This is a genomic window from Actinomadura verrucosospora (genome assembly GCF_039540335.1).
GTDB classification, from domain to species: Bacteria; Actinomycetota; Actinomycetes; order Streptosporangiales; family Streptosporangiaceae; genus Spirillospora; species Spirillospora verrucosospora.
Genome location: NZ_BAABEV010000001.1, coordinates 257,441 through 279,154, shown reverse-complemented (window position 1 = coordinate 279,154; position 21,714 = coordinate 257,441). Strand labels below are relative to the sequence as shown.

General features: G+C 73.8%; 19 protein-coding genes. 4 read left to right on the top strand and 15 right to left on the bottom strand.

Annotation, left to right across the window (positions count from 1 at the left end; translation table 11 throughout):
- Positions 1 to 5 precede the first annotated feature (5 nt).
- The 10 genes from ABD944_RS01420 to ABD944_RS01375 all read right to left on the bottom strand — a co-directional run bounded on the left by ABD944_RS01420 (position 6) and on the right by ABD944_RS01375 (position 9,928).
- Complete coding sequence (locus tag ABD944_RS01420; protein WP_345171456.1) at positions 6 to 548, bottom strand: DUF1707 SHOCT-like domain-containing protein; 543 nt, start codon at positions 546 to 548, stop codon at positions 6 to 8.
- Between the two features lie 61 nt (positions 549 to 609).
- Positions 610 to 1,242, bottom strand: a complete 633-nt coding sequence (locus ABD944_RS01415; protein WP_345171454.1) for an acetate uptake transporter — start codon at positions 1,240 to 1,242, stop codon at positions 610 to 612.
- Between the two features lie 346 nt (positions 1,243 to 1,588).
- On the bottom strand, positions 1,589 to 2,452 hold the full coding sequence (locus tag ABD944_RS01410; protein WP_345171452.1) for an SDR family NAD(P)-dependent oxidoreductase: 864 nt from the start codon (positions 2,450 to 2,452) through the stop codon (positions 1,589 to 1,591).
- Positions 2,449 to 3,417, bottom strand: a complete 969-nt coding sequence (locus ABD944_RS01405) for an alpha/beta hydrolase (RefSeq protein WP_345171450.1) — start codon at positions 3,415 to 3,417, stop codon at positions 2,449 to 2,451. The genes ABD944_RS01410 and ABD944_RS01405 overlap by 4 nt, the downstream gene beginning before the upstream one ends.
- Positions 3,418 to 3,495: 78 nt before the next feature.
- Complete coding sequence (locus tag ABD944_RS01400) at positions 3,496 to 4,824, bottom strand: sensor histidine kinase (RefSeq protein ID WP_345171448.1); 1,329 nt, start codon at positions 4,822 to 4,824, stop codon at positions 3,496 to 3,498.
- Entirely contained in the window at positions 4,821 to 5,504 is a 684-nt protein-coding gene (locus ABD944_RS01395; RefSeq protein WP_345171446.1) for a response regulator transcription factor, read from the bottom strand. The genes ABD944_RS01400 and ABD944_RS01395 overlap by 4 nt, the downstream gene beginning before the upstream one ends.
- Positions 5,505 to 5,584: 80 nt before the next feature.
- Positions 5,585 to 6,046: a hypothetical protein gene (locus ABD944_RS01390; RefSeq protein WP_345171444.1), complete on the bottom strand. Its 462-nt coding sequence runs from the start codon at positions 6,044 to 6,046 to the stop codon at positions 5,585 to 5,587.
- Between the two features lie 781 nt (positions 6,047 to 6,827).
- Positions 6,828 to 7,292, bottom strand: a complete 465-nt coding sequence (locus ABD944_RS01385; RefSeq protein WP_345171443.1) for a hypothetical protein — start codon at positions 7,290 to 7,292, stop codon at positions 6,828 to 6,830.
- A gap of 102 nt (positions 7,293 to 7,394) precedes the next feature.
- Entirely contained in the window at positions 7,395 to 9,221 is a 1,827-nt protein-coding gene (gene recQ / locus ABD944_RS01380; protein WP_345171442.1) for a DNA helicase RecQ, read from the bottom strand.
- A 44-nt stretch (positions 9,222 to 9,265) separates the two neighbouring features.
- A complete protein-coding gene (locus tag ABD944_RS01375; protein ID WP_345171441.1) occupies positions 9,266 to 9,928 on the bottom strand; it encodes an HAD family hydrolase in 663 nt (220 codons plus the stop codon).
- 191 nt (positions 9,929 to 10,119) lie between these two features.
- Here ABD944_RS01375 and ABD944_RS01370 point away from each other — a divergent pair, with 191 nt between their 5' ends.
- Positions 10,120 to 10,569 (top strand): hypothetical protein, encoded by a 450-nt coding sequence (locus tag ABD944_RS01370; RefSeq protein WP_345171439.1) that lies wholly within the window; start codon positions 10,120 to 10,122, stop codon positions 10,567 to 10,569.
- A 102-nt stretch (positions 10,570 to 10,671) separates the two neighbouring features.
- A complete protein-coding gene (locus ABD944_RS01365) occupies positions 10,672 to 11,055 on the top strand; it encodes a phage holin family protein (RefSeq protein WP_345171437.1) in 384 nt (127 codons plus the stop codon).
- On the opposite strand, the gene ABD944_RS01360 is transcribed toward ABD944_RS01365, so the two are convergent.
- The 4 genes from ABD944_RS01360 to ABD944_RS01345 all read right to left on the bottom strand — a co-directional run bounded on the left by ABD944_RS01360 (position 11,052) and on the right by ABD944_RS01345 (position 17,527).
- Positions 11,052 to 14,000 (bottom strand): hypothetical protein, encoded by a 2,949-nt coding sequence (locus tag ABD944_RS01360; RefSeq protein WP_345171435.1) that lies wholly within the window; start codon positions 13,998 to 14,000, stop codon positions 11,052 to 11,054. The two genes, ABD944_RS01365 and ABD944_RS01360, sit on opposite strands and share 4 nt — an antisense overlap.
- Positions 14,001 to 14,082: 82 nt before the next feature.
- Positions 14,083 to 15,099 carry a cation diffusion facilitator family transporter gene (locus ABD944_RS01355; protein ID WP_345171433.1) on the bottom strand — a complete coding sequence of 339 codons (1,017 nt, stop codon included), beginning with the start codon at positions 15,097 to 15,099 and terminating at the stop codon, positions 14,083 to 14,085.
- A gap of 74 nt (positions 15,100 to 15,173) precedes the next feature.
- Positions 15,174 to 16,190: a hemolysin family protein gene (locus ABD944_RS01350; protein ID WP_345171431.1), complete on the bottom strand. Its 1,017-nt coding sequence runs from the start codon at positions 16,188 to 16,190 to the stop codon at positions 15,174 to 15,176.
- Positions 16,178 to 17,527, bottom strand: a complete 1,350-nt coding sequence (locus ABD944_RS01345; protein WP_345171429.1) for a hemolysin family protein — start codon at positions 17,525 to 17,527, stop codon at positions 16,178 to 16,180. Before ABD944_RS01345 ends, ABD944_RS01350 begins: the two co-directional genes overlap by 13 nt.
- 343 nt (positions 17,528 to 17,870) lie before the next feature.
- On the opposite strand from ABD944_RS01345, the gene ABD944_RS01340 reads away from it, so the two are divergent.
- A complete protein-coding gene (locus ABD944_RS01340) occupies positions 17,871 to 19,085 on the top strand; it encodes a hypothetical protein (RefSeq protein ID WP_345171427.1) in 1,215 nt (404 codons plus the stop codon).
- Positions 19,086 to 19,410: 325 nt separating this feature from the next.
- Here the strand turns inward: ABD944_RS01340 and ABD944_RS01335 are convergent, their stop codons facing one another.
- Positions 19,411 to 19,728, bottom strand: coding sequence for a hypothetical protein (locus ABD944_RS01335; RefSeq protein WP_345171837.1), 318 nt, complete (start codon positions 19,726 to 19,728; stop codon positions 19,411 to 19,413).
- Between ABD944_RS01335 and ABD944_RS01330 the strand changes: the two genes are divergently transcribed.
- On the top strand, positions 19,664 to 21,712 hold the full coding sequence (locus ABD944_RS01330) for a serine/threonine-protein kinase (protein WP_345171833.1): 2,049 nt from the start codon (positions 19,664 to 19,666) through the stop codon (positions 21,710 to 21,712). The two genes, ABD944_RS01335 and ABD944_RS01330, sit on opposite strands and share 65 nt — an antisense overlap.
- Positions 21,713 to 21,714: the final 2 nt, after the last annotated feature.

Below are 21,714 nucleotides of genomic sequence, written 5' to 3'. Positions count from 1 at the left end.
GCGCGCTAGCGGCGGGCGTGGCGGATCTTCAGGCGGCCGAGGCCCATGGTGCCGGTGATCCGGATCTCGGGGCCGCCGGGCCGGGCGGGACGGCGGGGCGTGTAGCGCGCGTCCTTCAGCCCGGTGTGCAGGCCCTCGATGTCGACGACCGCGTCGCGCGGCACGATGATCTTGGCCTGACCGGTGCCGACCTGCAGCTCGATGGCGACGACCGGATGCTCGATGATCGCCTTGGACAGGTCCAGCCGGACCCGTCCGAAGGCCGACTCGACCTTGAGGGAGCGCGGTACGCGCCAGGCGCCCCGGCGCTTGATCCGTCCGGTGGCGGCGCCGATCGTGGTCGTGGCGCCCGTGTCCTCGTCCGGGAGCGCGGCCAGGGGCACCGCGAGGTCGCCGTGGGTCCTGGCGGTGAGGACCTGGTCCAGGCGCTCGTCCATCTCCTCGTGCGTGAGGTGCCCGGTGGCGTAGGCGTCCCGCAGGCGCTGCGCGGCGGTGTCGCGGTCATCGTCGCCGACGAGGCGCGCGAGGTCGTCCGGACGGGGGGTCACGAAGGCCACTCTAGCGCCGTCCCCCCGCAGGGGTTCGAGGCGCGGGGCCGCCCGCCGGGAGTCAGCGCGAGTAGGGCCCGGAGCGGGAGGTCAGGGCCGTGAGGGGCTTGCCGACGCCAAGGAAGGTGTGGCCCGTCATGCCGTTGATGATGCCGGCAGCGGAGGCGTACCAGGCGCAGACGGCGGTGAGGACGCCGAGGTAGCCGCCGATCTTGATCGTGGTCTCGCTGGTGGAGAAGTTCCCGATGAACAGGATGATCTCCGTGGCCTCCAGGGAGACGAACACCGCCAGGACGGCCTGGTTGACCTGGGTCGCCCAGAGCATCATGTAGGTGTTGAAGATCGCGAAGGCGAGGAGGATCCAGCCGAGGTCGTTGGCCTCCTGGGCCGGGGTCGCCTCACCGGCGATCAGGACGACGTACAGGCCCAGGCCGAGCCAGAAGCCGCCGTAGGACGAGAAGGCCGTCGCGCCGAACACGTTGCGATTCCGGAACTCCCACATGCCGGCCAGGATCTCGATGACGCCGCCGTAGGCGAGGGCGTAGCCCAGCCAGGCGTCGGTGCCGTCGGTCCATCCGGCGTTCTTCACGGACAGGAGGAACGTGGTCAGGGCGAAGGCCGCCAGGCCCAGGGGCGCGGGATCGGCGGTCGCGGGCGGGGTCTGCGGGGTGGACTCTTGCTCGACGTGGGTCATGGTGCCTCCTCGCTGGAGTCCCATCGCCTTGTCTCGCGCGGTCTCGGCCGGACAGGGATGGACGCAGGAATGCGGACAACGGACGTCCGGACGTCCCGGATGGGACCGTTATCTCCTCGGCCCTGTTTCGGATCATAACGCCGCTTGCGCGCCAGGTCAGGGGCCCTTTCGCGGGGCATTTCCGGCGTATCCGTATTAATCGCCGTCGCCGGGCGGAAGGGCTCGTCGCGGCGTCCGGCGACATGAAGAATGCTTTGCCTCGCATGAGAGGCCGGCGAGTCGAATCAGAAAAGTCTCTTGAATTGCCATCCGGCAGGCGGGCAAGCCTTGGCGAAGGCGTTGCCGACTACTTGACGACGGTGGGGCTGAAGGTGGGCGGGTCGCCGAGGTGCCCGCGGTGGGAGCGGGGGCTGGTCCCGTCGACGTCCACCACGCCCAGTTCGGCGCCGAGCTCGGCCCCGATGTGGACCTGCCCGCTCCAGCGCATGTACTCGGGGTGCCGCGCGAGCGCGTCGATCACCCGTCCGCTGAACTCGGGAGACTCCGCGCCCGCGGCGAACGACCTGTACCGGTCGGGGACGCCCTCGAAAAGCGCCCTGTTCCGTTCGGTCTTCAGCAGACCCATCCACAGCGAGATGACGGCGACGTTGTAGGGCTGGAAGTCGACCGCCATATCGTGCGCCATCTTGTCGACGGCGGCCTTTCCGGCCCCGTAGGCCGGGCCGTGCATGTAACAGCGTCCTCCGAAGGAGGAAGTGTTGACGACGAGACCCGCGTTGTTCCTGACCAGCAGCGGGGCGGCGTAGTAACCGGCCACGTAGGCGGAGCGCATCCCCACGTCGAACATGCTCTGAAGCGCCAGCGGCTTCTCCCAGAACGGCCCTTCGCGGGTGAGGCCGTCCGGGATCGTGAACGCGTTGTTGACGAGGATGTCCAGCCTGCCGTGCTCGCGCTCCACCCGCTCGAACAGGTCCGCGACCTGCGCGTCGTCGGAGTGGTCGCAGATCACCGGCACGCCGGTGCCGCCGCGGGCGTCGATCTCCTCGGCCGTGGCCGCGACCGTGCCGGGGAGGCCGGCGTCGCCCTCGGCCCGCGTCCGGCCCGTCACGTACACCGTCGCGCCGGTCGCCCCGAGGGCGAGCGCGATGCCCTTCCCGGCCCCGCGGCTGGCGCCGGTGACCACGACGACGCGGTCTTCGGTAAGGCTCACCTGTCGCTCCCCGTGAGGAATCCGAGCATCGCCGCCGTGGTCTCGGCGGGCCTCTCCATCTGCATCATGTGGCCGGCCCGCTTGATCATCCGGACGCCGCGGACGTCGGCGTGGTGGTCGCCGAGCCTGTTCAGGGGATCGTCGCCGTGCCAGCCCTCGAGGTCGGCGTCCTGCTCGCTGCCGATGAAGTAGTACGGGACGGGGTTCTTCCGGTCGCCGTAGGACTTGCGGTACTCCCAGGAAAGGTCCATGGCCCGGTACCAGTTGAGCCCGCCGGTGAAGCCGCTGCGGCTGTAGGCGTCGACGTAGAACTCCAGTTCCGGTTCGGTCAGCCACGTCCACGGGAGCGGCGGCGTTTCGGGCAGGGCGTCGATATAGGACGTGCCCGGAGGCTGACGCCAGACGTCGAGGTAGTGGTAGTCGCTGGAGAGCGCGTAGAAGACCTTGCGCAGGAACTCGCGGGGCGCGGCGGCGAGGTCGCGGTCGGCGACGCCCGGCTCGGCGAAGTAGTGGATGTGGTTGAAGTGGCGCTCGGCCTGGCGGGCGGCGAGCGTCAGGGGCGACTCGCGGCTCGGGGTGAAGAACGGGTTCTCCAGGGCGATGATCGCGGCGATGCGGTCCGGGTGGTGGTGGGCGAGGTCGTAGGCGGCGAAGAGGCCGAAGTCCAGTCCGCTGAACACGGCCTTCTCCTCGCCGAGGTGGTCGAGGAGGCCGGTGAGGTCGCCGACGATCCGGTCGACGTCGTACTCGCGGTGGTCCCGGGGGCCGCTGGTGTGCCCCATGCCGCGCATGTCGGGCGCGACGACGCGGAAACCGGCGTCGGCGATCGGCCCGATCTGGTGGCGCCAGCTGAACCAGAGGTGCGGGAAGCCGTGCAGGAGGACGACGAGCGGCCCCTCGCCCTGCTCCACGTAGTGGACGTCGAGGCCGTTGACGCGCGCGTACCGATGACTCCAGCCCGCCATGCCGCGGTTCCTTCGGTTCGGGGAGCCGACCTTCGGACTGTGCAGGACGGCGCCCCCGGCGGCACCGGGATGTCCCGCTCAGTGGGAATCGAGCGTGATGCGGACGATCGTCCCCTTGGACGGTTCGGACAGCAGCTCGGCCCGCCCGCCGTGGGCGGCGGCGATGGCGGCGACGATGGGAAGGCCGAGGCCGGTGCCGCCCTGCGTGCCCCGGTGGAAGCGTTCGAAGGCGCGGGCGGCGTCCTCCGGGGCCATGCCCGGGCCCTCGTCCGCCACCTCGATCAGGCCCGGCGCCAGGCGGACGGTCGCGGGCGTTCCGGGGGGCGTGTGGGCCCGCACGTTGGCCAGGAGGTTGGCGAAGACCTGGCGGATGCGGGCCTCGTCGACGGTCGCGGCCAGAGTGTCAGGGGCGTCCAGCACGATGGGACGGTCGGGCGAGGCCGCGGTCGCGTCGGCCACGGCGTCCCGGGCGAGGGCGACGAGATCGGTGCGGACGGGGTGCAGGGACGCCTCGCGGTCGAGACGGGCGAGTTCGAGGAGGTCGGTGACGAGGCTGTTCATCCGGCGGGCCTCCTCCTCGATGCGGCGCATCGCGTCGGGCAGCTCGTCCGGCCCGAGCGCGCCGTGCCGGTAGAGCTCCGCGTAGCCCTGGACGGTCGTGAGCGGCGTGCGCAGCTCGTGGGACGCGTCCGCCGCGAACTCGCGGACGCGGGCCTCCGAGCGGCTGCGCGCCCAGAACGCCTGCTCGATCCGCTCCAGCATCACGTTGATGGCGGACGCGAGGCGGGCCGCCTCGGTGCGCTGCCCGGGGCCGGGCATGCGGGCGCGCAGGTCGCCGCCCGCGGTGATGGCGTGCGCCGTGGCGGCCATCCGGTCCAGCGGCAGCAGGCCGCGCCGGATGAGCCACCGGCCGAGCACGAGCAGGACGGCGAGCAGCAGGGCGGCCGTCGCGACCTCGGACAGCACGAGGTTGCGGACGGCCGCGTGGATCTCGGTGAGGGGGGCCGCCACGACGACGACGCCCTTCCCCCAGGGGCGCGCCACCGCGCGCAGCCCGGGAAGGGAGAACGGTTCCATGCCGCGCGCGCGGGCGGCCAGCTCGTCCCGTCCCAGCCGCTGCACCTCGCGGACGGCCTGCTCCGGCGCGGGGGCGTCGCCGCTCAGGACGCGGACCCGCCCCGCCGGGCCGACGGCCAGCACGACGAACTGCGCGGGGGCGACGCCCTGCTCGGGCAGGCCGGGGCGCAGGAGCCGGGTCACGGCGCGGTCGCGGGTGGCCTGGAGCTGGCCGTCCACGCGGTGCATCAGGTACCCGTTCAGGACGAGCGCGCTGACCAGGCCCATGATCGCCAGCCCGGCGGAGGTGACCGCGAGCAGGCCGGTGAGGAGCCGGGCGTTGAGCGTCATGGCCGCAGCGCGTAACCCACCCCGCGCTGGGTGTGGATGAGCGGGGTGCCGAGCGGGTCCAGCTTGCGGCGCAGGTAGCTGATGTAGGTCTCGACGACCTGCGGGTTGCCGTGGTCCCAGCCCCACACCCCGTCGAGGAGCTGGGCGCGCGACAGCACCATGCCCGCGTTGCGCATCAGGTAGGCGAGCAGCCGGAACTCGGTCGGGGACAGCTCGACGGGCACGCCGCCGCGCCGCACCGTCCAGTGCGCCTCGTCGAGTTCGAGGTCGGCGACGCGCAGCACGGGCCCGGCGGACGGCTCCGGTGGGGCCGCCCGGCGCAGGACGGCCCGCACCCGGGCGATCAGCGCATCGATCGAGAAGGGCTTGGTGACGTAGTCGTCACCGCCGAGCGTGAGGCCGGTGACGGTGTCGGACGGCGTGTCCCGCGCGGTCAGGAAGATCACCGGGACCTGGTCGCCGTCCGCGCGCAGCCGCCGGCACACCTCGAAGCCGTCCAGGTCGGGCAGCATGACGTCCAGCAGGACGAGGTCGGGCCGCGCCTCGCGGACGGCCCCGAGCGCCTCCTCGCCCGTGCCGGCGGTGGCGGTCGCGAAGCCGTGGAAGCGCAGCGCGACCTCGACGAGGTCACGGATGTTGGCCTCGTCGTCCACGACGAGGACCCGCCGGGTCTCGCTCATCGGCTCCCGCTGCTCGCTCCCGCGCCGGCCTCGCGCCCGCACATCGGACTCACCCGCCCGAAACTACCCGCGCCGGTGGACTAGCGGTGCTGGGGGACGCGGACCAGGCGCGCCGTCCGGGTGCCGCCGGAGCGCTCTCCCGCGACGAGCACCTGGTCGCCGCCGGTCAGGCCCTGGAGGGACGCCTTCGCACCGTTCTTGCGCACGTGGGTCTTGCCGTCGGCCGTCCACGTCCAGGAGACGCCGTCCTCACTGCGGACGGTCACCCCCGTCGCCGAGACGGCCGTGATCTTGCCGCGCTGCCAGGTGGCGAGGTGGAACCCGTCCTTGCCCTTGACGGTGGCCTCACCGTGGACGCCGCGCAGCGCACGCGCCCGGCGCAGCGGATGCCCCTTTCCAGGGTGGCCGTGGCCCTCGTGGGCCCTGGGCGAGGGCGCGGGCGAAGGGTCGTCGGCGAAGGCGGGGACGGAGAAGTAGAGCCCGAGCCCGAGGAGCCCGGCGGCTCCGGCCCCGGCCGCGATCGTCTTCCGGTTGTTTCCCATGCCGGACATGGAAGCGGACGCGTCTGGCAGAAGCCCACGCGGAATCCTGGGAGAACCCTGAGAATTCCCCGAACCCCGCCCGGCAACACCGACCCAGCCATGAACCGGAAGCCCGCTCCGAACCTTCACCGGACGAACCGGCGCCCGTCCACCCCAGAGCCGCCTTAGCTCACCACTACAAACCCCACCACCGAGGACGCTCCCTGAGGGCCGCGCCACCAGGGCCAAGACGGGACAACCAGTACCGCCCCGTGTCCAGTGGGTGTCGGCTCAGGAAGAGCTGATGCCGAGACAAGTCCAACTGGTACCGGGACCGCTCCAGCGGGTCCCGATACAGGTCCAGCTGGTGCCAAGGCGGGCCTGACCCGTGCCGAGACAGCTCCATCTGGCGGCAGCACAGGTCCAACTGGTGCCGGGGAAGGTCTTACTTGAGGCGGGACTGGTCCGTCTGGTTTCCGGATGCGTCCCGCTGGTGGCAACCCGGGCCCAGCTTGTCTTGGGACCGCTCCACCTAGTGGTGATACAGGTCCAACTGGTGCCGGGGCGAGTCTGATTTGGGGCGAGACCGGTCCACCTGGTGGGGGGACGAGTTCCGCCGGGGGTGAGCCGGGTCCAGGTCGTCCCGGGGGCGCTGCGTCTGGGGGCGGTGCAGGTCCAGCTGGTGCCGGGGCGGGTTCGGGTGGTGGTGGGGGAGGGGGACGTGGTGTGGGGGGTGGGGGCTTGGGTGCTTTGGCGGACGCCCTTGGGGCACCTTCGGGGGTGAAGGTGCCGCGTGGGCGGGTCAGCGGGAGGCACGGGCTTGGACCGTGGTGGTGTGTGCGGGGCGTCCGGCTTCGAGGCGGAAGCGGACGATGCCGGCGCGCTGGAATCTGAGGGAGGCCGTGGAATGCCAGTGCCAGTCGCAGGGCTGGACGCCGGTGTCGCGGAGGATCTGCCCGTTCTCCCTGATGATCTGCAGCCGCATCGTTCCGCCGTCCCTGTTGTTCCAGCAGATGAACCGGCCCTGGAGCCGTCCCCTGGCGATGAAGGGCTGGGACACCCATCGGTGGGCGTGGGCGTTGAAGTAGCTCGCAGAGATCTTGGCCCGCCACTTCACGCTCCACGCGGCGGGCGCGGCCCGTTCGGTGGAGGCGGGCCTGGCGTGGGACGTCGCCGGAGCGGCGGCGTGCGCCGTGGTGGAGAGGCCGGGGAAGAGCGACGCGACGGTGAGCGCACCGCCTAAGGCGATCTTGTTCAGGGTTGTCATGTGCATATGGTAATCAACTGATAACACAGAGTAAAGGCAAGTCGATTGCCTCGGCGGCGACACAGCAGTGTGGCCGCTGTGTCGCCTGGTGCTCTCCGGGGTCTACTCGGCGGCCAGGGTTTCGAGGACCTGGTCGCCGTACTTGGCGAGTTTGTTCTCGCCCACGCCGTTGACGCGGCCCAGTTCGGCCAGGGAGGTGGGGAGGGCGGTGGCGATCTCGCGCAGGGTGGCGTCGTGGAAGATGACGTAGGCGGGGACGCCCTGCTCCTTGGCCGTCGCGGCGCGCCAGGCGCGGAGGCGCTCGAAGAGCGGCATCGCCTCGGCGGGGAGCTCGACCTGCGCCTTGGCCGACTTGGCGGTCTTCGCGGCCTTGGCGACGGGGCGTTCGGCCTCGCGGCGCATCATCACCTTGCGCTCGCCGCGCAGCACGCCGGCGCTCTCGTCGGTCAGGACGAGCGTGCCGTGGTTGCTCTCGACCGCGATCAGGCCCTGGGCGAGGAGCTGGCGGACGACGCCGCGCCACTCGGTGTCGCGCAGTTCGGTCCCGATGCCGAAGACCTTCAGCGAGTCGTGGTCGAACTGGATGACCTTCGCGTTCTTCTTGCCGAGGAGGATGTCGACGATGTGGCCCGCGCCGAACTTCTGGCGCCGCTCGCGGTCGAGCCGGACCACGGTCGACAGGACCTTCTGGGCGGGGACGGTGGCGTCCCACGTCTCGGGCGGCGTGAGGCAGGTGTCGCAGTTTCCGCAGGGCTCGCCGGACTGGCCGAAGTAGTTCAGCAGCTGGACGCGGCGGCATTCGACCGTCTCGCAGAGGGCGAGCATGGAGTCGAGGTGCATGGCCTGGCGGCGGCGGTGCGCGGCGTCGCCCTCGCCGCCGTCGATCATCTTGCGGAGGTTGACGACGTCCTGGAGGCCGTAGGCGAGCCAGGCGGTGGACGGGAGGCCGTCGCGTCCGGCGCGGCCCGTCTCCTGGTAGTAGCCCTCGACGGACTTGGGGAGGTCGAGGTGCGCGACGAAGCGGACGTCGGGCTTGTCGATGCCCATGCCGAAGGCGATGGTCGCGACCATGACGAGGCCGTCCTCGCGGAGGAAGCGCGCCTGGTTCGCGGCGCGGATCCCGGCGTCGAGGCCGGCGTGGTAGGGCAGGGCCTCGATGCCGTTCTCGGTCAGGAACGCCGCGTGCTTCTCGACCGAGTTGCGGGACAGGCAGTAGACGATGCCCGCGTCGCCCTGGTGCTCGTTCTGGAGGAGGCGCAGCAGCTGGCGCTTGGCGTCGGTCTTCGGCTCGATCCGGTACTGGATGTTGGGACGGTCGAAGCTCGCCACGAAGTGGCGGGCCTGTTCGAGCCGGAGGCGGGAGGCGATCTCGCCGCGGGTGGCCTCGGTGGCGGTCGCGGTCAGCGCGATGCGGGGGATGTCGGGCCAGCGTTCGTGCAGGCCGGACAGCGTCAGGTAGTCGGGGCGGAAGTCGTGCCCCCACTGCGACACGCAGTGCGCCTCGTCGATCGCGAACAGGGAGACGTCGCCCCGGTCGAGCAGCTCGACGGTCGCGGCGAGCTTCAGCCGCTCGGGCGCCAGGTACAGCAGGTCGAGCTCGCCCGCCGTGAACTGGGCCTCGACCACGCGGCGCTCGTCGAAGTCCTGGGTGGAGTTGAGGAAGCCCGCGCGGACGCCGAGGGCGCGCAGCGCGTCGACCTGGTCCTGCATGAGGGCGATGAGGGGGGAGACGACGACGCCGGTGCCCTTCCGGACGAGCGCCGGGATCTGGTAGCACAGCGATTTGCCGCCGCCCGTCGGCATCAGGACGAGGGCGTCCCCGCCGGCGACCACATGCTCGATGATCTCCCGCTGGCCGTCCCGGAACGCGTCGTAGCCGAACACGCGCCGCAGGGTGTCGAGGGTCTCCGGGGTCTCAGGGGAAGTCACCGGGCCATACTATGAACCGCCGCGGACACCCGTCCCCCGAACCTTCACCTGTGGACGACGGCCTCGGCGAGCTCGGGGGTCAGCTCGTCCAGACCGCCCGCGACGTGCGCGGCCAGGGCGAGCGCGTCGGCCGCCGGCGGGTGCGCCGGACGCGGAACCGCGATCACGGCCATCCCCGCCGCGTGCGCCGACCTCAGCCCGTTGCCGGAGTCCTCGACCGCGACGCAGTTGCGCGCCGCGACCTCCATCCGCGCCGCGACGGTGAGGTAGCCGTCCGGCGCGGGCTTGCCCCTCTCGACCTCCTCGGTCGACACGGTGGCGAGGAACAGGCCGTCCACCCCGAGATGCCCGAGCACGAGGTCGATCAGGGCGCGCGGGGACGAGCTCGCCAGCCCCAGCGGGCGGTATTCCGCCATCCGGCGGACGGCGTCCTCGGCGCCCGGCAGCAGCGGCGGCCCGTCCGCGTACCGCTGCGACATCCGGTCGACCACCTCGTAGGCGACCTCCTCGGCGGTGACGCCGTCGACGAGGTCGGCGGCGATGTAGCCGGCCCACTCCTCGGTGCTCATGCCCATGAGCCGGTCCTGGGTGTCGGGGAGCCACCGGCCGCCGCGCTCGGCGACGTAGCCGCGCCGCACCTCCTCCCACACCGGCTCGGAGTCGATCAGGACGCCGTCGAGGTCGAACACGATGGCCTGCACGGACATGGCCCCTCCACGGATCTCGTCGCGACGTCCCCTCACTACCCGCCGCGATCACGTCGGAACCCGGCGCGATCGGTTCGGACGAAAGCCTCTGACCAGGATTTACCCGGCGAAACCGACATGATCGTCTTCGGGTCTGGCATGGTGGGGGCCCTCCGTTCCCCCTCCGGAGTCACTGCAGAGGAGATCTGCCCATGGTGTTCCTCGGTTTTCTCCTGGTCGCGGCCGCCATCACGGTCGGCGCCGGTGTCGTCATGGACAACACCGGCCCGGCGGACCTCGTCGTCTTCGGCCAGGCCGTCCCGGGCCTGGAGAGCGAATGGCAGGTGTTCCTCTCCGGCGCGGGAGTGGCCCTCGTCTTCCTCAGCGGCATGGCGTTCACCTTCAAGGGCGCCGCCCGCCGCATCCGCACCCGCCGCGACCTGCGCGACCTGCGGGAGGAGCACGAGGAGTCGCTGACCACGCTGGAGATGGAGAAGCGCCGCCTGGAGCGCGAACTGGCCCGCGTGCGGCAGAGGAGCGCGCCCCGCCGGGACGCCGCCCCCCGCGAGCCCGCCGTGCAGGGCGCCCCCGTGGCGGGCCGGCGGTCCGACGCCCGCTCCCAGGCCGCCGCCACCTCCCCGTTCTTCGACCGCGCCGAGTAGGACGCCGCCGGACGGGTCATCCGCGGTGATGACGGGAGCGTCCGCCCGGATGGTCTCGCAGTGGGATGACATGGCCGTGTCCCGGCCAGCATGATGCGTGGCGTGCGAATACTTCTCAAGGTCGGCGCCACCGCGGTCGCCCTGTGGGTCGCCACGGTCCTGATCGACGGCATCACGCTCGGCGACCAGACCACCTCCCGGCGGATCCTCACGCTGGTCGCGGTCGCCGTCATCTTCGGGCTGGTCAACGCCGTCCTCAAGCCGCTCATCAAGACCCTCGGCTGCGCCTTCTACGTCGTCACGCTCGGGCTCATCGGGCTCGTCGTGAACGCGCTGCTGCTCTGGCTGACGAGCGAGCTGGCGGAGGGGCTCGACCTGCCGTTCCACGTGACCGGGTTCTGGCCGGCCTTCTGGGGCGCGATCGTCGTCGGCGTCGTCGGCTGGCTGCTCCACCTGTTCCTGCCCGACGACGACGAGGACGACTAGCCCGCCAGGCCGGGCGCGGCCGTCGCGGCGCGCTCGAACGGGCTCAGCTCCAGCCGCCCCGCCGGCGAGCCCGCGTACTCGCGGTAGCCCGGCGGGCGCGTCCCGGCCGCCCCCACGAGGATCCAGCGGCGCGCGCGGACGGCCCCGATGAGGAACTCGCCGTCGGTCACCGTCCCCGCGTCCGCGACGATCAGCGCGTCGAACTCCTCGTCGCGGACGGTCAGCCCGGCGCCCGCCGGCGTCCCGACGACGAGGTCGGCGGTGCGGAGCAGGACCTCGCCCCCCGCCGCCCGGCCGCCCTCCAGGAAGCCGGTGAGCTCCTCGATCCGGGCCATCGCGCGGCGCTGGTGCGCGGGGACGGCCTCCGGGCCGTCGGCGGGGTCGGCGCCGCAGATCTCCAGGACGCTCTCCCGCGACCGCTCCTCGGCCGCCGCCACCGTCTCCAGCTCGGCCTCCCGCGCGGCGGTCTCCGCCGCGGCCTCCTCCGTGCGGCGCGCCAGCTCGGACGCGGTCTGCGCCGCGCGCGCCGTGGCGGCCTCCGCGTCCGACCGGGCCCGCGCCGCCGCCGCCAGCGCCTCCTCGCGGGACGTCCGCGCGGCGTTCGCCCGCTCCTCGATCGCCTGCGCGACCTGGTGCGCCGCGCGCGCCCGCAGGCCCGCCTCGGTGGCCCGCTCGACCGCCTCCGACGCCCGCAGGGCCTGCTCCTGGTGCTCGGCGCCGACCTTCTCCCGCTCCGTCGCGAGCCAGGCCAGCTCGGTCCCGAGCCGCTCCTGGGCCTCCTGCGCGGCCTTCAGCCGCGCCCCGCCCTCGGACACGAACGACGCCAGCCCGCGCCGCACCCGCTCCGCGTGCTCCGCCGCCTCCTTGGCCTCCCGCGCCCGCGTCGCCGCCTCGTCCGCCTCCCGCGTCCGGGCCTTGACCTCGGCGCGCAGGCCGCGCAGCTCCGACGGCGGCGACGCCACGTGCAGCCGCTGCCCGAGCGTCATCTTGCGGCGCAGCGCCGACAGCGCCGACTCCGCCGACACCAGCCGGTAGTACGCGGCGTGGCCCTCCGCCGCGGCGTCCGCGTCGGCCGCCGCCAGCCGGTGCGCCTCCTCCGCCGCGCCGGGCAGCGCCTCCCGCGCCCGCGCCAGCTCCTCGGTGAGGGACGCCTCCGCCTGCCGCGCCCCCTGCAACTCCGACTGCGCCGTCTTGGCCCGCTCGTCGATCTGGACGCAGCGCGCGTAGGTGGCGTCGGCCGTCCGCGTCAGCGCGGCCGCCTCGGCGCCCGCCTCGTCCGCGGTCCTCTTCAGCCGGTCCGCCTCCGCCCGCGGCCCCGCCAGCTCCGCCTCGGCCTCCTCCTGGACGCCGGAGAGCCGCTCCGCCTCGGCGTCGGCGCCGGCCGCCGCCTCCTCAGCGGCGGCCGCCGCGTCCCGGGCGTCCTCGATCGCGCGGGCCAGGTCCGCCTTCTCCGCCTCCAGCTGCTCGGCCGCCCGCAGGTTCTCCGCCTGGACGGACTGGAGCGCCGCCGCGTCGCGCGGCCACTGCTCCAGCGACATCAGCCCGCGCTGAAGCATCCGCGCCTCGGTCTGCCACGACAGCCGCCAGGCCTCTCCGACCGGACGGAGCGCCGCCGACCGCACCCGCGCCTCCGGCGCCGACGGGCCCTCCTCGGGCTCCACCGGCTCCACGGCGTCCTCGGGCGGCAGCGTGGGCAGGGGCTCCGCCCTGGTCACGACGGCCTCAGGCTCCGGGAGCGCGTCGCCCACGGGCCTGAACTCGACCGTCCCGTTGGACCCCGGCTCCCGCAGCGGCGGCGGCGCTTCGGCGGGCGGCTCCTCGGCCGGCCGTTCCTCGACGGGGGGCAGCGCCTGCGTCCGCACCGACCGCGCCTCCGCCGTCTCCGGCCGCGTCTCGATCAGCAGCGAGAAGACATCGGGGTCGTCCTCCACGGCGCGCAGCAGCTCGGCGGCCCGCTCCGGAGTGGGGGCGATCAGCAGGGCCCGCCCGTCCGCCTCCGTGAGCTCCTTGACCGCGTCCCGGACGACCCGGGCCTCGTCGCCCTCGTCCGCCTGGACGAGCCGCAGCCCCTCCGCGCCTTCCAGCGTCGCGGGCGCGACGAGGAACCGGGCGAGCACGTCCCACTCCCCCGCGACCCGACCGTCCCGCAGCGCTCGGAGAGCCGCGATGTGCGGCGCCCACCCCACCGGCGGGACGTCCTCGGGCACCTCCCGCAGCCGCGCGTCGAGCCCCTCGTAGAACTCGCTCAGCGGCCCGTAGACGCTCTCGACCAGCTCGCGCCAGCCCCCGTCGCCCGTCTCCGTCCCCAACGGGGGCGTCGGCTCGCCGACCTCGATCGGCACGGTTCCCAACGCCGCCCGCGGATCGATCCCCTCGCCCGCGACCGGTTCGGGGGAGGCGATGCCGCTCGCAGCGTCCTCCGACGGAACGTCCTGCCCCGCCTCCGTGCTCTCGGCGACCACCGCGTCCGTTGTTGCATGGTCCTCTGCCGGCGGTGGTGCCTCGTGCCGTGCCGAGGCGCCCTCGCTGGCTTCGTCGCCGTCCGCCACCGCGCCGAGGTCGGGCAGATCGACGGCCGTCGTGTCTGCGGCCGGCACGGCACTGGCAGGCAGATCGTCTTCCACCGTCTCCGGAAGGACCACGCCGCCTGCGGGGTCCACGGCTTCCGGGGGGACGGGCTGCGTCGTTCCTGGATCGGCCTGGGCGTCCGCGAACTCGACGTCCGGCTCGGGGGCGGGTGGCGTCGGCGGGGCCTCGGCCGGCGGGAGGGGGGCGGTCTCGGTGGGGGATGGTGTGACGGCCGGGAGGGCCTGGGTGGCCTCGGCGGACGATTCCTGCTCGACCGCGCCCGGCAGGGGGACGGTCACCGTCGGCAGGTCGGAGTCCGGGACGTAGGGGGGGCCGGTGTTCTCGTCGGGTCCGTTGATTTCCGAAGGCTGGTTCACGACGCCATCCCGTCCCAGATCGATCGTCCGGGGCCTGTATGTTCCCCTTCTGCTCCGGACTAACGTCTCACAGGCAGCCGACTCAGCGGTGACCCGCCAGGGCCGCGTGATGATCTTCACCGGGCCGGGGTTCGGGGTCCGGGTGGACCACCGCGCCGGTGAGGCGGGGGAGGGCGTGCAGGAGGCTGTGCTCGGCGTCCACGGCGATCCGGTGGGCGTGGACGACGGTGGAGGCGGGGTCGACGACCACGTCGCACTCGGCGCGCAGGCTGTGGCCGATCCAGCGGAGGCGGACGTCGCCCACCGCGAGGACGCCGGGCGTGGCGCCGAGGGCGGCTTCGGCCTGGTCGACCAGGGCGGGGTCCACGGCGTCCATCAGGCGGCGCCAGACCTCGCGGGCCGTCTGCCACAGGACGGTCAGGATCGCCACCGTGATGAGCAGGCCGACGGCCGGGTCGGCCCAGGGGGCGCCCAGGGCGACACCGGCGGCCCCGATGAGGACGGCCAAGGACGCGAAGCCGTCCGTGCGGGCGTGGAGGCCGTCGGCGACGAGCGCGGCGGAGCCGATGCGGCGGCCTACGCGGATGCGGTAGCGCGCCACGAGTTCGTTGCCCAGGAAGCCGACCAGCGCGGCGCCCGCGACGGCGGCCACGTGGTCCACAGGCTGTGGATGCGCCAGGCGGTGGACGGCGGCGTACCCGGCGGCGGCGCAGGACGCGGCGATGGTCAGGACGATGACGACGCCCGCCAGGTCCTCGGCGCGCCCGTACCCGTAGGTGTACCGGCGGGACGGCGGGCGGCGGCCGAGGAGGAACGCGACGCCCAGCGGGACGGCCGTCAGCGCGTCGGCGGCGTTGTGGAGCGTGTCGCCCAGCAGCGCCACCGATCCGGTGAACGCGACCACGGCGGCTTGCAGCGCCGTGGTCGCGCCCAGGGCCGCCAGGGAGATCCACAGGGCGCGCATGCCCTGGGAGCTCGCCTCCATGGCCGAGTCCACCTTGTCGGCCGCCTCGTGCGAGTGCGGGCGCACCAGGTGGGCGAGGCGCCCTTTCCGCGAGTGCCCGTGACCGTGCCCATGACCGTGACCCTGTCCGCTCATCCTCCGATGATGGACCGGAAAACCCGTTGCAGCACCTCGACACCTGCGGCGTTGTCGCAGGTACGCGGCCTGCGTCAGTGCGGGTTGGTGGCCAGAAGCTCCGCCAGGAGGTCGTCCAGGGTGACGATTCCGGCGAACTCCTCGCGGTCGTCGTTGACCACGGCGAGCTGGGCGCGGCCGCGGCGCATGCGGCTGACCGCGTCCAGCACGGTCGTCCTCGCCGTGAGGACGGGGGCGGGGTGCGCCAGCTCGCCCGCGCGGCGCTCGTCGCCCGGCTCGATGATGGCGGCCCGGACGTGGACGATCCCCGTCATCGCGCCGTTCAGGTCGCGGACCAGCAGGCGGCTGTGGCCGCTGGCCGTGGCGGTCCGGCGGATCTGCGCGGCGGTCGCGTCCGCGTCGATCGTGGTGACGGACGTGGCGGGCACGACGAGGTGCCCGACCGTGGCCTCCCGCGCGGAGATCGCCCGGTGCAGCAGCTCGTGGTCGCGGCGGCCGATGAGGCCGAGGCGGCGGGACTCGCCGACCAGGTGGCTGAGCCGCGCCGGGTCGGTGTGGCTGTCCAGCTCGTCCTTCGGCGTGACGCGGATGAGCCGCAGCAGCGCGTTGGTCACCGCGTTCAGCGCCGACAGGATCGGGCGGGACACCTTCGCGAACGCGCGGAACGGCAGGGCGAGGATCATCGCCGACCGCTCCGGGTGCGCGATCGCCCACGACTTCGGGGCCATCTCGCCGACGACCATGTGCAGGAACGTCACGACGGCGAGCGCGCAGCCGAGCGCGATCGCCTTGGAGCCCGCCTCGGGGACGCCGAGCGCGTGCAGCGGCGGTTCGAGGAAGTGCTCGAACGCGGGCTCGGTGACGATGGCGAGGCCGAGCGAGCACATCGTGATGCCGAACTGCGCGCCGGCGAGCATCAGCGACAGCTCGCGGACGCCCGCGAGGGCGGCCACGGCGGGGCGGCTGCCCTTCGCGGCGGCGCGTTCGAGCTGCGGGCGGTTGGCCGCGACCAGCGCGAACTCGGCGGCGACGAAGAAGCCGTTGCCGAGCAGCAGCGCGACGGTGACCAGCAGCGAGGTCAGCGGGTCCACGCGACCTCCTCCTCGCCGGACGGGACGTCCGCGGGGTGCGCCGCGCGGATCAGGATCTTCTCGGCGACCCGTCGGGCCACGCTCACGACCTCCAGCTCGACGGCGCCGCCGTCCAGTGCGACGGTGAGGCGGTCGCCGGGGCTCGGCAGCCGGCGCAGCTCCGCCATGACCAGCCCGCCGAGGGTGTCGTAGGCGTCGCCCTCGGGCAGGTCGAGGCCGGTGAGGCGGCCGACCTCGTCGATGCGCATGCCGGCGTCGACCACCCAGGACCCGTCCGGCCCGGACGTCGGGGCGTCCTCGGGGCCGTCGGTCTCGTCGGCGATCTCCCCGACGAGCTCCTCGGCGACGTCCTCGAAGGTGAGGATCCCGGCGAGCCCGCCGTACTCGTCCACGACGCAGGCGAACTCCTCGCCGGAGTCGCGCATGTGCTCGATGACGCCGTACAGCGGCTGGCTGCCGGGCACCAGCAGCGCGGGCCGGGCGACGGACCCGACCGGCGTGGACGGGTCGAGCGCGTCGTCGGCGACCTCGCGGACGCCCGCGACGCCGACCACGTCGTCGACCTCCTGCCCGTAGACGGGGTACGCGCTGTGGCCGGTCTCGCGGATCAGCGCGACCAGGTCGGCGAGGGGCGCGGTCGACGGCAGCGCGCGGACGTGCGGGCGCGGCACCATGACCTCGTCGGCCGTGAGGTCGCCGAACGACAGGGCGCGGTCGAGCAGGCCGGACAGGTCGGCGGGCAGGTGCCCGGCGCTGTGCGACTTGCCGATGATGTCGCCGAGCTCCTCCAGCGTCGCGCCGCTGTGCAGCTCCTCGACGGGCTCGACGCCCACGGCGCGCAGCAGCCGCTCCGCCGCGCGGTCGAACAGCCGGATGAGCGGCCCCGCGACCGTCAGGTAGACGAGCGTGGAGGCGGCCAGCACGCGGGCCAGCTGCTCGGCGCGGGCCAGGGCGAGGTTCTTCGGGAACAGCTCGCCGAGGAGCATCTGGATGAGCGTCGCCAGGACGAAGCCGGTGGCGAGGGCGATCGCGCCCGTGGCCCCCTCGGGGATTCCCACCAGGCCCAGCAGCGGCTCGATCAGCTCGGCGAGGGCCGGTTTGGCGATGAAGCCGACGACCAGCGTCGTCATCGTGATGCCGAGCTGCGCGCCCGACAGCATGAACGAGACCCGGCCGATGACCTTGAGGGCCCTGCGGGCGGAGGTGTCGCCGCGTTCGGCGGCCTGCTCCAGGGTCGCGCGGTCGGCGGCGACGTAGGCGAACTCCTGGGCGACGAAGTAACCGGTGGCGGCGGTGAGGACGATCACCGCGAGAACGCCCAGTGCGGCGGTCAGCATGGGGCACCGGGTCTATGACTGGGGTCCGACACCGCGGACTCACCACTCCTCTCGTTAAATGACGTATCTGTCGTAACGTCACCAGGAACAACGAGGTTCCCCCTGCACAGGGTACGGGCACGTGAGGATCGGCGGAGAGCGGCGGTCTCGCGACGCGGACCTGACCCGACGGAAAGCGCCTTGTCTCGGTTAGTGTCACGGATCACACTTGTATGAGAGCGTACGTCCGATAGTGGACCGGTCCGTGCTCCCAGACCGGCTCTGCGGGCATGCTCAGGGGGGACCGGAGAAGACGATCGCGGGGCAGACGTTGGACCAGAGCGGGGCAGGGGCCGCCGCGCCCATGAGCCGTGAAGGCGTCGACCATGCCCTGCGCACGCTGCGGGACGAGCGCGACCGCATCGCCTCGAACCTCCTCGAACTGGAGCGCCACGACGGCGGCCGCCTGCTCAAGGGCGCCCGGCTCACCGGCGAGACGTGGCGGCGCTGGGACGCGGCGCAGGCCCGGCTGGCGACGCTGTGGCGGCTGTTCGACGCCTACCAGCGCGTCCTGGACGCGGCCGGTGAGCTGCGCGAACGGTCGCCCCGGCCGGACCCGGCCACGCTGACGGAGCTGTCCGGCCTGCTGGCGGGCCCGTCGGTCGAGCTGCCCGACGGGCAGATCCCGCTGGAGCACCGGACGCTGCTCGGCCCGCAGGAGCGCCGCATCACGCTGGACGAGGCCGTCGCGATGATGTCGGACGCCTACGAGTTCGTCGCGGGCGAGATCGCCGCCGCCGACGCCGCCTGGTCGGCGCTGCTCCAGCCGCTGGAGGACGCCGAGGAGAGCTGGCGCAGGACGGCCCGGCTGGCGCACTCGCTGGACGGCACCCGGCATCCCGAGCTGGACCGGGTCGGCCGCGAGCTGACCGCGCTCGGCCGGCTCGTCCGCACCGACCCGCTGTCGCTGGTCAGGGACGGCCGCGCCGACACCGCGCGGCTGGACCGCGTCTGCGCCATACTGACCTCGCTCGGCGACGAGCTCGCCGGCGTCGCCAGGATGCGCGAGGACTACGAGGAGCTCGTGGCGCGGGTCGCGGCCCGCGTCGAGGAGGTCGAGGACACGGAGCGGCAGGCCCACGACGCCCACGCGAGCGCCCTCGACAAGATCCACTCCCCGAACCTCCCGGATCCCGCGCGGGGCCTCGGCGCCGCGCTGCGGGACCGGCTCGCCGCCCTCGAACGGCTGCGCGAGGCCGGGCGCTGGGTGGAGATGGCGGGGCGCTTCGCCGAACTGGAGCACGCCGCCGAGGAGGCGCTGGAACGGGCGCGCGGTGACCTGCGTCTCAGCGCCGGGCTGCTCGACCGGCGGGGCGAGCTCCGGGGGCGTCTGGAGGCGTACCGGGCGAAGGCGGCGCGGCTCGGCCTCGCCGAGGACGAGCGGCTCACCGTGCTGTACGGGGAGGCGCGCGAGGTGCTGTGGACGGCGCCCTGCGATCTGCGCAGGGCGACCGCGGTGCTGGCGGAGTACCAGCGAGCGATCAGGGCGTGCGAGAGCGAGACGGGGACCCGGCGATGAACCGATGCACCCAGCCCGGCTGCACGGGCGAGGTGGAGGCGGACGGATTCTGCGACGTCTGCGGCATGGCTCCCGCCGCCGCGCCGCCCGCGGCGAACTCGTCACCGCAGCAGACGCCTCAGCAGGCGCCCCCGGCGCCCCAGCCGCCGCCCCAGTCCGCGCCTCAGTCGGCGCCCCAATCCGCGCCCCAGTCGGCGTCCCGTCCCGCTGCGGCGTTCAACCCGGCGCACACCGGTCCGGCGCCCATCGGCCCGTCGCCCGCCGGGCCGCCGCCGCCCGCGCGGACGGCGGCGCCGGTGCGGCCCGCCGCGCCCGCGATGCCCGGCTATCCGGGCGCGTACGGGCGCCCTCCCGGCTCGGCTCCGGCCGCCCCCGGCCCGGCGCCGGTGACGACCCCGGCGACGCCCTCGCCGCCCGCGGGCATGCCGCCCGGCTCGTCCGGCCAGAGCGGGCGCAGCGGCCAGGGGGCGTCGTACGGCAGCGCGCCGACGAGCGGGTCGGGCAGCGTCGGGTCCGGGCGGACGGCCTCGCGCGGCGGCACCCGGGGGACGGGCTCCAGCGGCTCGGCCAGGCGCGGCATGCTCGGCGCCGGGCTCGTCGAGGTGCCGCCCGTGCCGGCCCGCGACCCCGCCTCGGCGATCATGGAGAATCCGGAGGTGCCGGAGAATCGGCGCTTCTGCAGCAAGTGCGACGAGAAGGTCGGGCGCAGCCGGGGCGGGCGCCCGGGGCGCACCGAGGGCTTCTGCCGCAACTGCGGGCACCCGTTCTCGTTCACCCCGAAGCTGCGGCCCGGCGAGATGATCGGCGGGCAGTACGAGGTGCTCGGCTGCCTGGCGCACGGCGGGCTCGGCTGGGTGTACCTGGCCCGCGACCACAACGTCAGCGAGCGGTGGGTCGTCCTCAAGGGCCTGCTCGACACCGGCGACGCCGACTCGCTGGCCGCCGCCACCGCCGAGCGCGCGTTCCTCGCCGAGGTCGAGCACCCCAACATCGTCAAGATCTACAACTTCGTGCGGCACGGCGACTCCGGCTACATCGTGATGGAGTACGTCGGGGGCCGCTCGCTGAAGGACATCCTGCTCAGCGCCCGCAAGGCGCAGGGCGACCAGGCGTCGCTGCCGCTCGGCCAGGTCATCGCCTACGGCCTGGAGGTGCTGAGCGCGCTCGGCTACCTGCACGGCGTCGGGCTGCTGTACTGCGACTTCAAGCCCGACAACGCCATCCAGTCCGAGGAGCAGCTCAAGCTGATCGACCTCGGCGGCGTCCGGCGGGCCTTCGACGCGGACAGCCCGATCTTCGGCACGCCCGGCTACCAGGCCCCCGAGATCGGCTCGCAGGGCCCCTCGGTGAGCTCCGACCTCTACACCGTCGGCCGGACGCTGGCCGTGCTGAGCTTCCCGTTCCGCGGCTACACCGGGCGGCATCTGCGCAGCCTGCCGCCGCGCGAGGAGGTGCCGCTCTTCCAGCGGCACGAGTCCTACCACCGGCTGCTGCGCCGCGCCACGCACCCCGACCCGGCCCGCCGGTTCCAGAGCGCCGCCGAGATGGCCGAGCAGCTCACCGGCGTGCTGCGGGAGGTCCTGTCGGCCGAGGACGGGCGCCCGCGCCCCGCGCCGTCGCCCCTGTTCGGGCCCGAGCAGCAGACGGCCGGAACCGAGATCGTCGGCGGCCTGGACGGCGCCCGGGGGAGCGGCGGGGCCCCGCCGATCCTGGCGCCGGTGGAGCCGGCCGCCGCCGCGGCCGCGCTGCCCGTCCCGCTGGTGTACGCCTCCGACCCGGCCGCGGCGTTCCTCGCCGGGCTCACCGCCCGCGACCCCGCCGACCTGGCCGCGGCGCTGGCGTCCGCGCCGGTCGCGTCCCGGGAGGTGCGGCTCGCGCTGGTGCGCGTCCGCATCGGGCTGGGCGACCTCGACGGCGCCGCGCACCTGCTGGAGGACATCGCCGCCGAGGCCCCGGACGACTGGCGCGTCGACTGGTACCGGGGCGCGCGCGCCCTCGCCGGCGGGCGCGGCACCGAGGCCGTCGCGGTGTTCAACGACCTGTACGACCTCGCGCCGGGCGAGCAGGCGCCCAAGCTGGCGCTGGCGTTCTGCCACGAGACGCTGGGCGAGACGGCCGCCGCCGGCTACTACTACGAGACGGTCTGGCGCACCGATCCCACCCACGTCAGCGCCGCGTTCGGGCTGGCGCGCACGCGGCTCGCTGCGGGCGATCGCGCGTCCGCCGAACGCGTCCTCGACTCGGTCCCCCGCATCTCCAGCCACTACCTCGCCGCGCAGCTCGCCGCCGTCGCGACCGCCGTGCGGGGGCGCGGCCCCACCGAGCTGGACGCGCCCGCGCTCGTCGAGGCGGGACGGCGGCTGTCGTCGCTGCGCCTCGACACCGAGCGGTCGGCCGCGTTCGCCGCCGAGGTGCTGGAGGCGGCGCTGGCCTGGGTCCGCGCCGACCGCGGCTCGGCGCCGCCCGGGGTGCGGCAGCAGATCCTCGGCACCGCCCTGGACGAGCAGGCCCTCCGCAAGAGGCTGGAGGAGGTCTACCGCGTGCTCGCCAAGCTCGCCGACGGGGCCGAGCACCGCCACGCGATGGTCAAACGGGCCAACGCCGTCCGTCCGAGGACGCTCTTCTGACC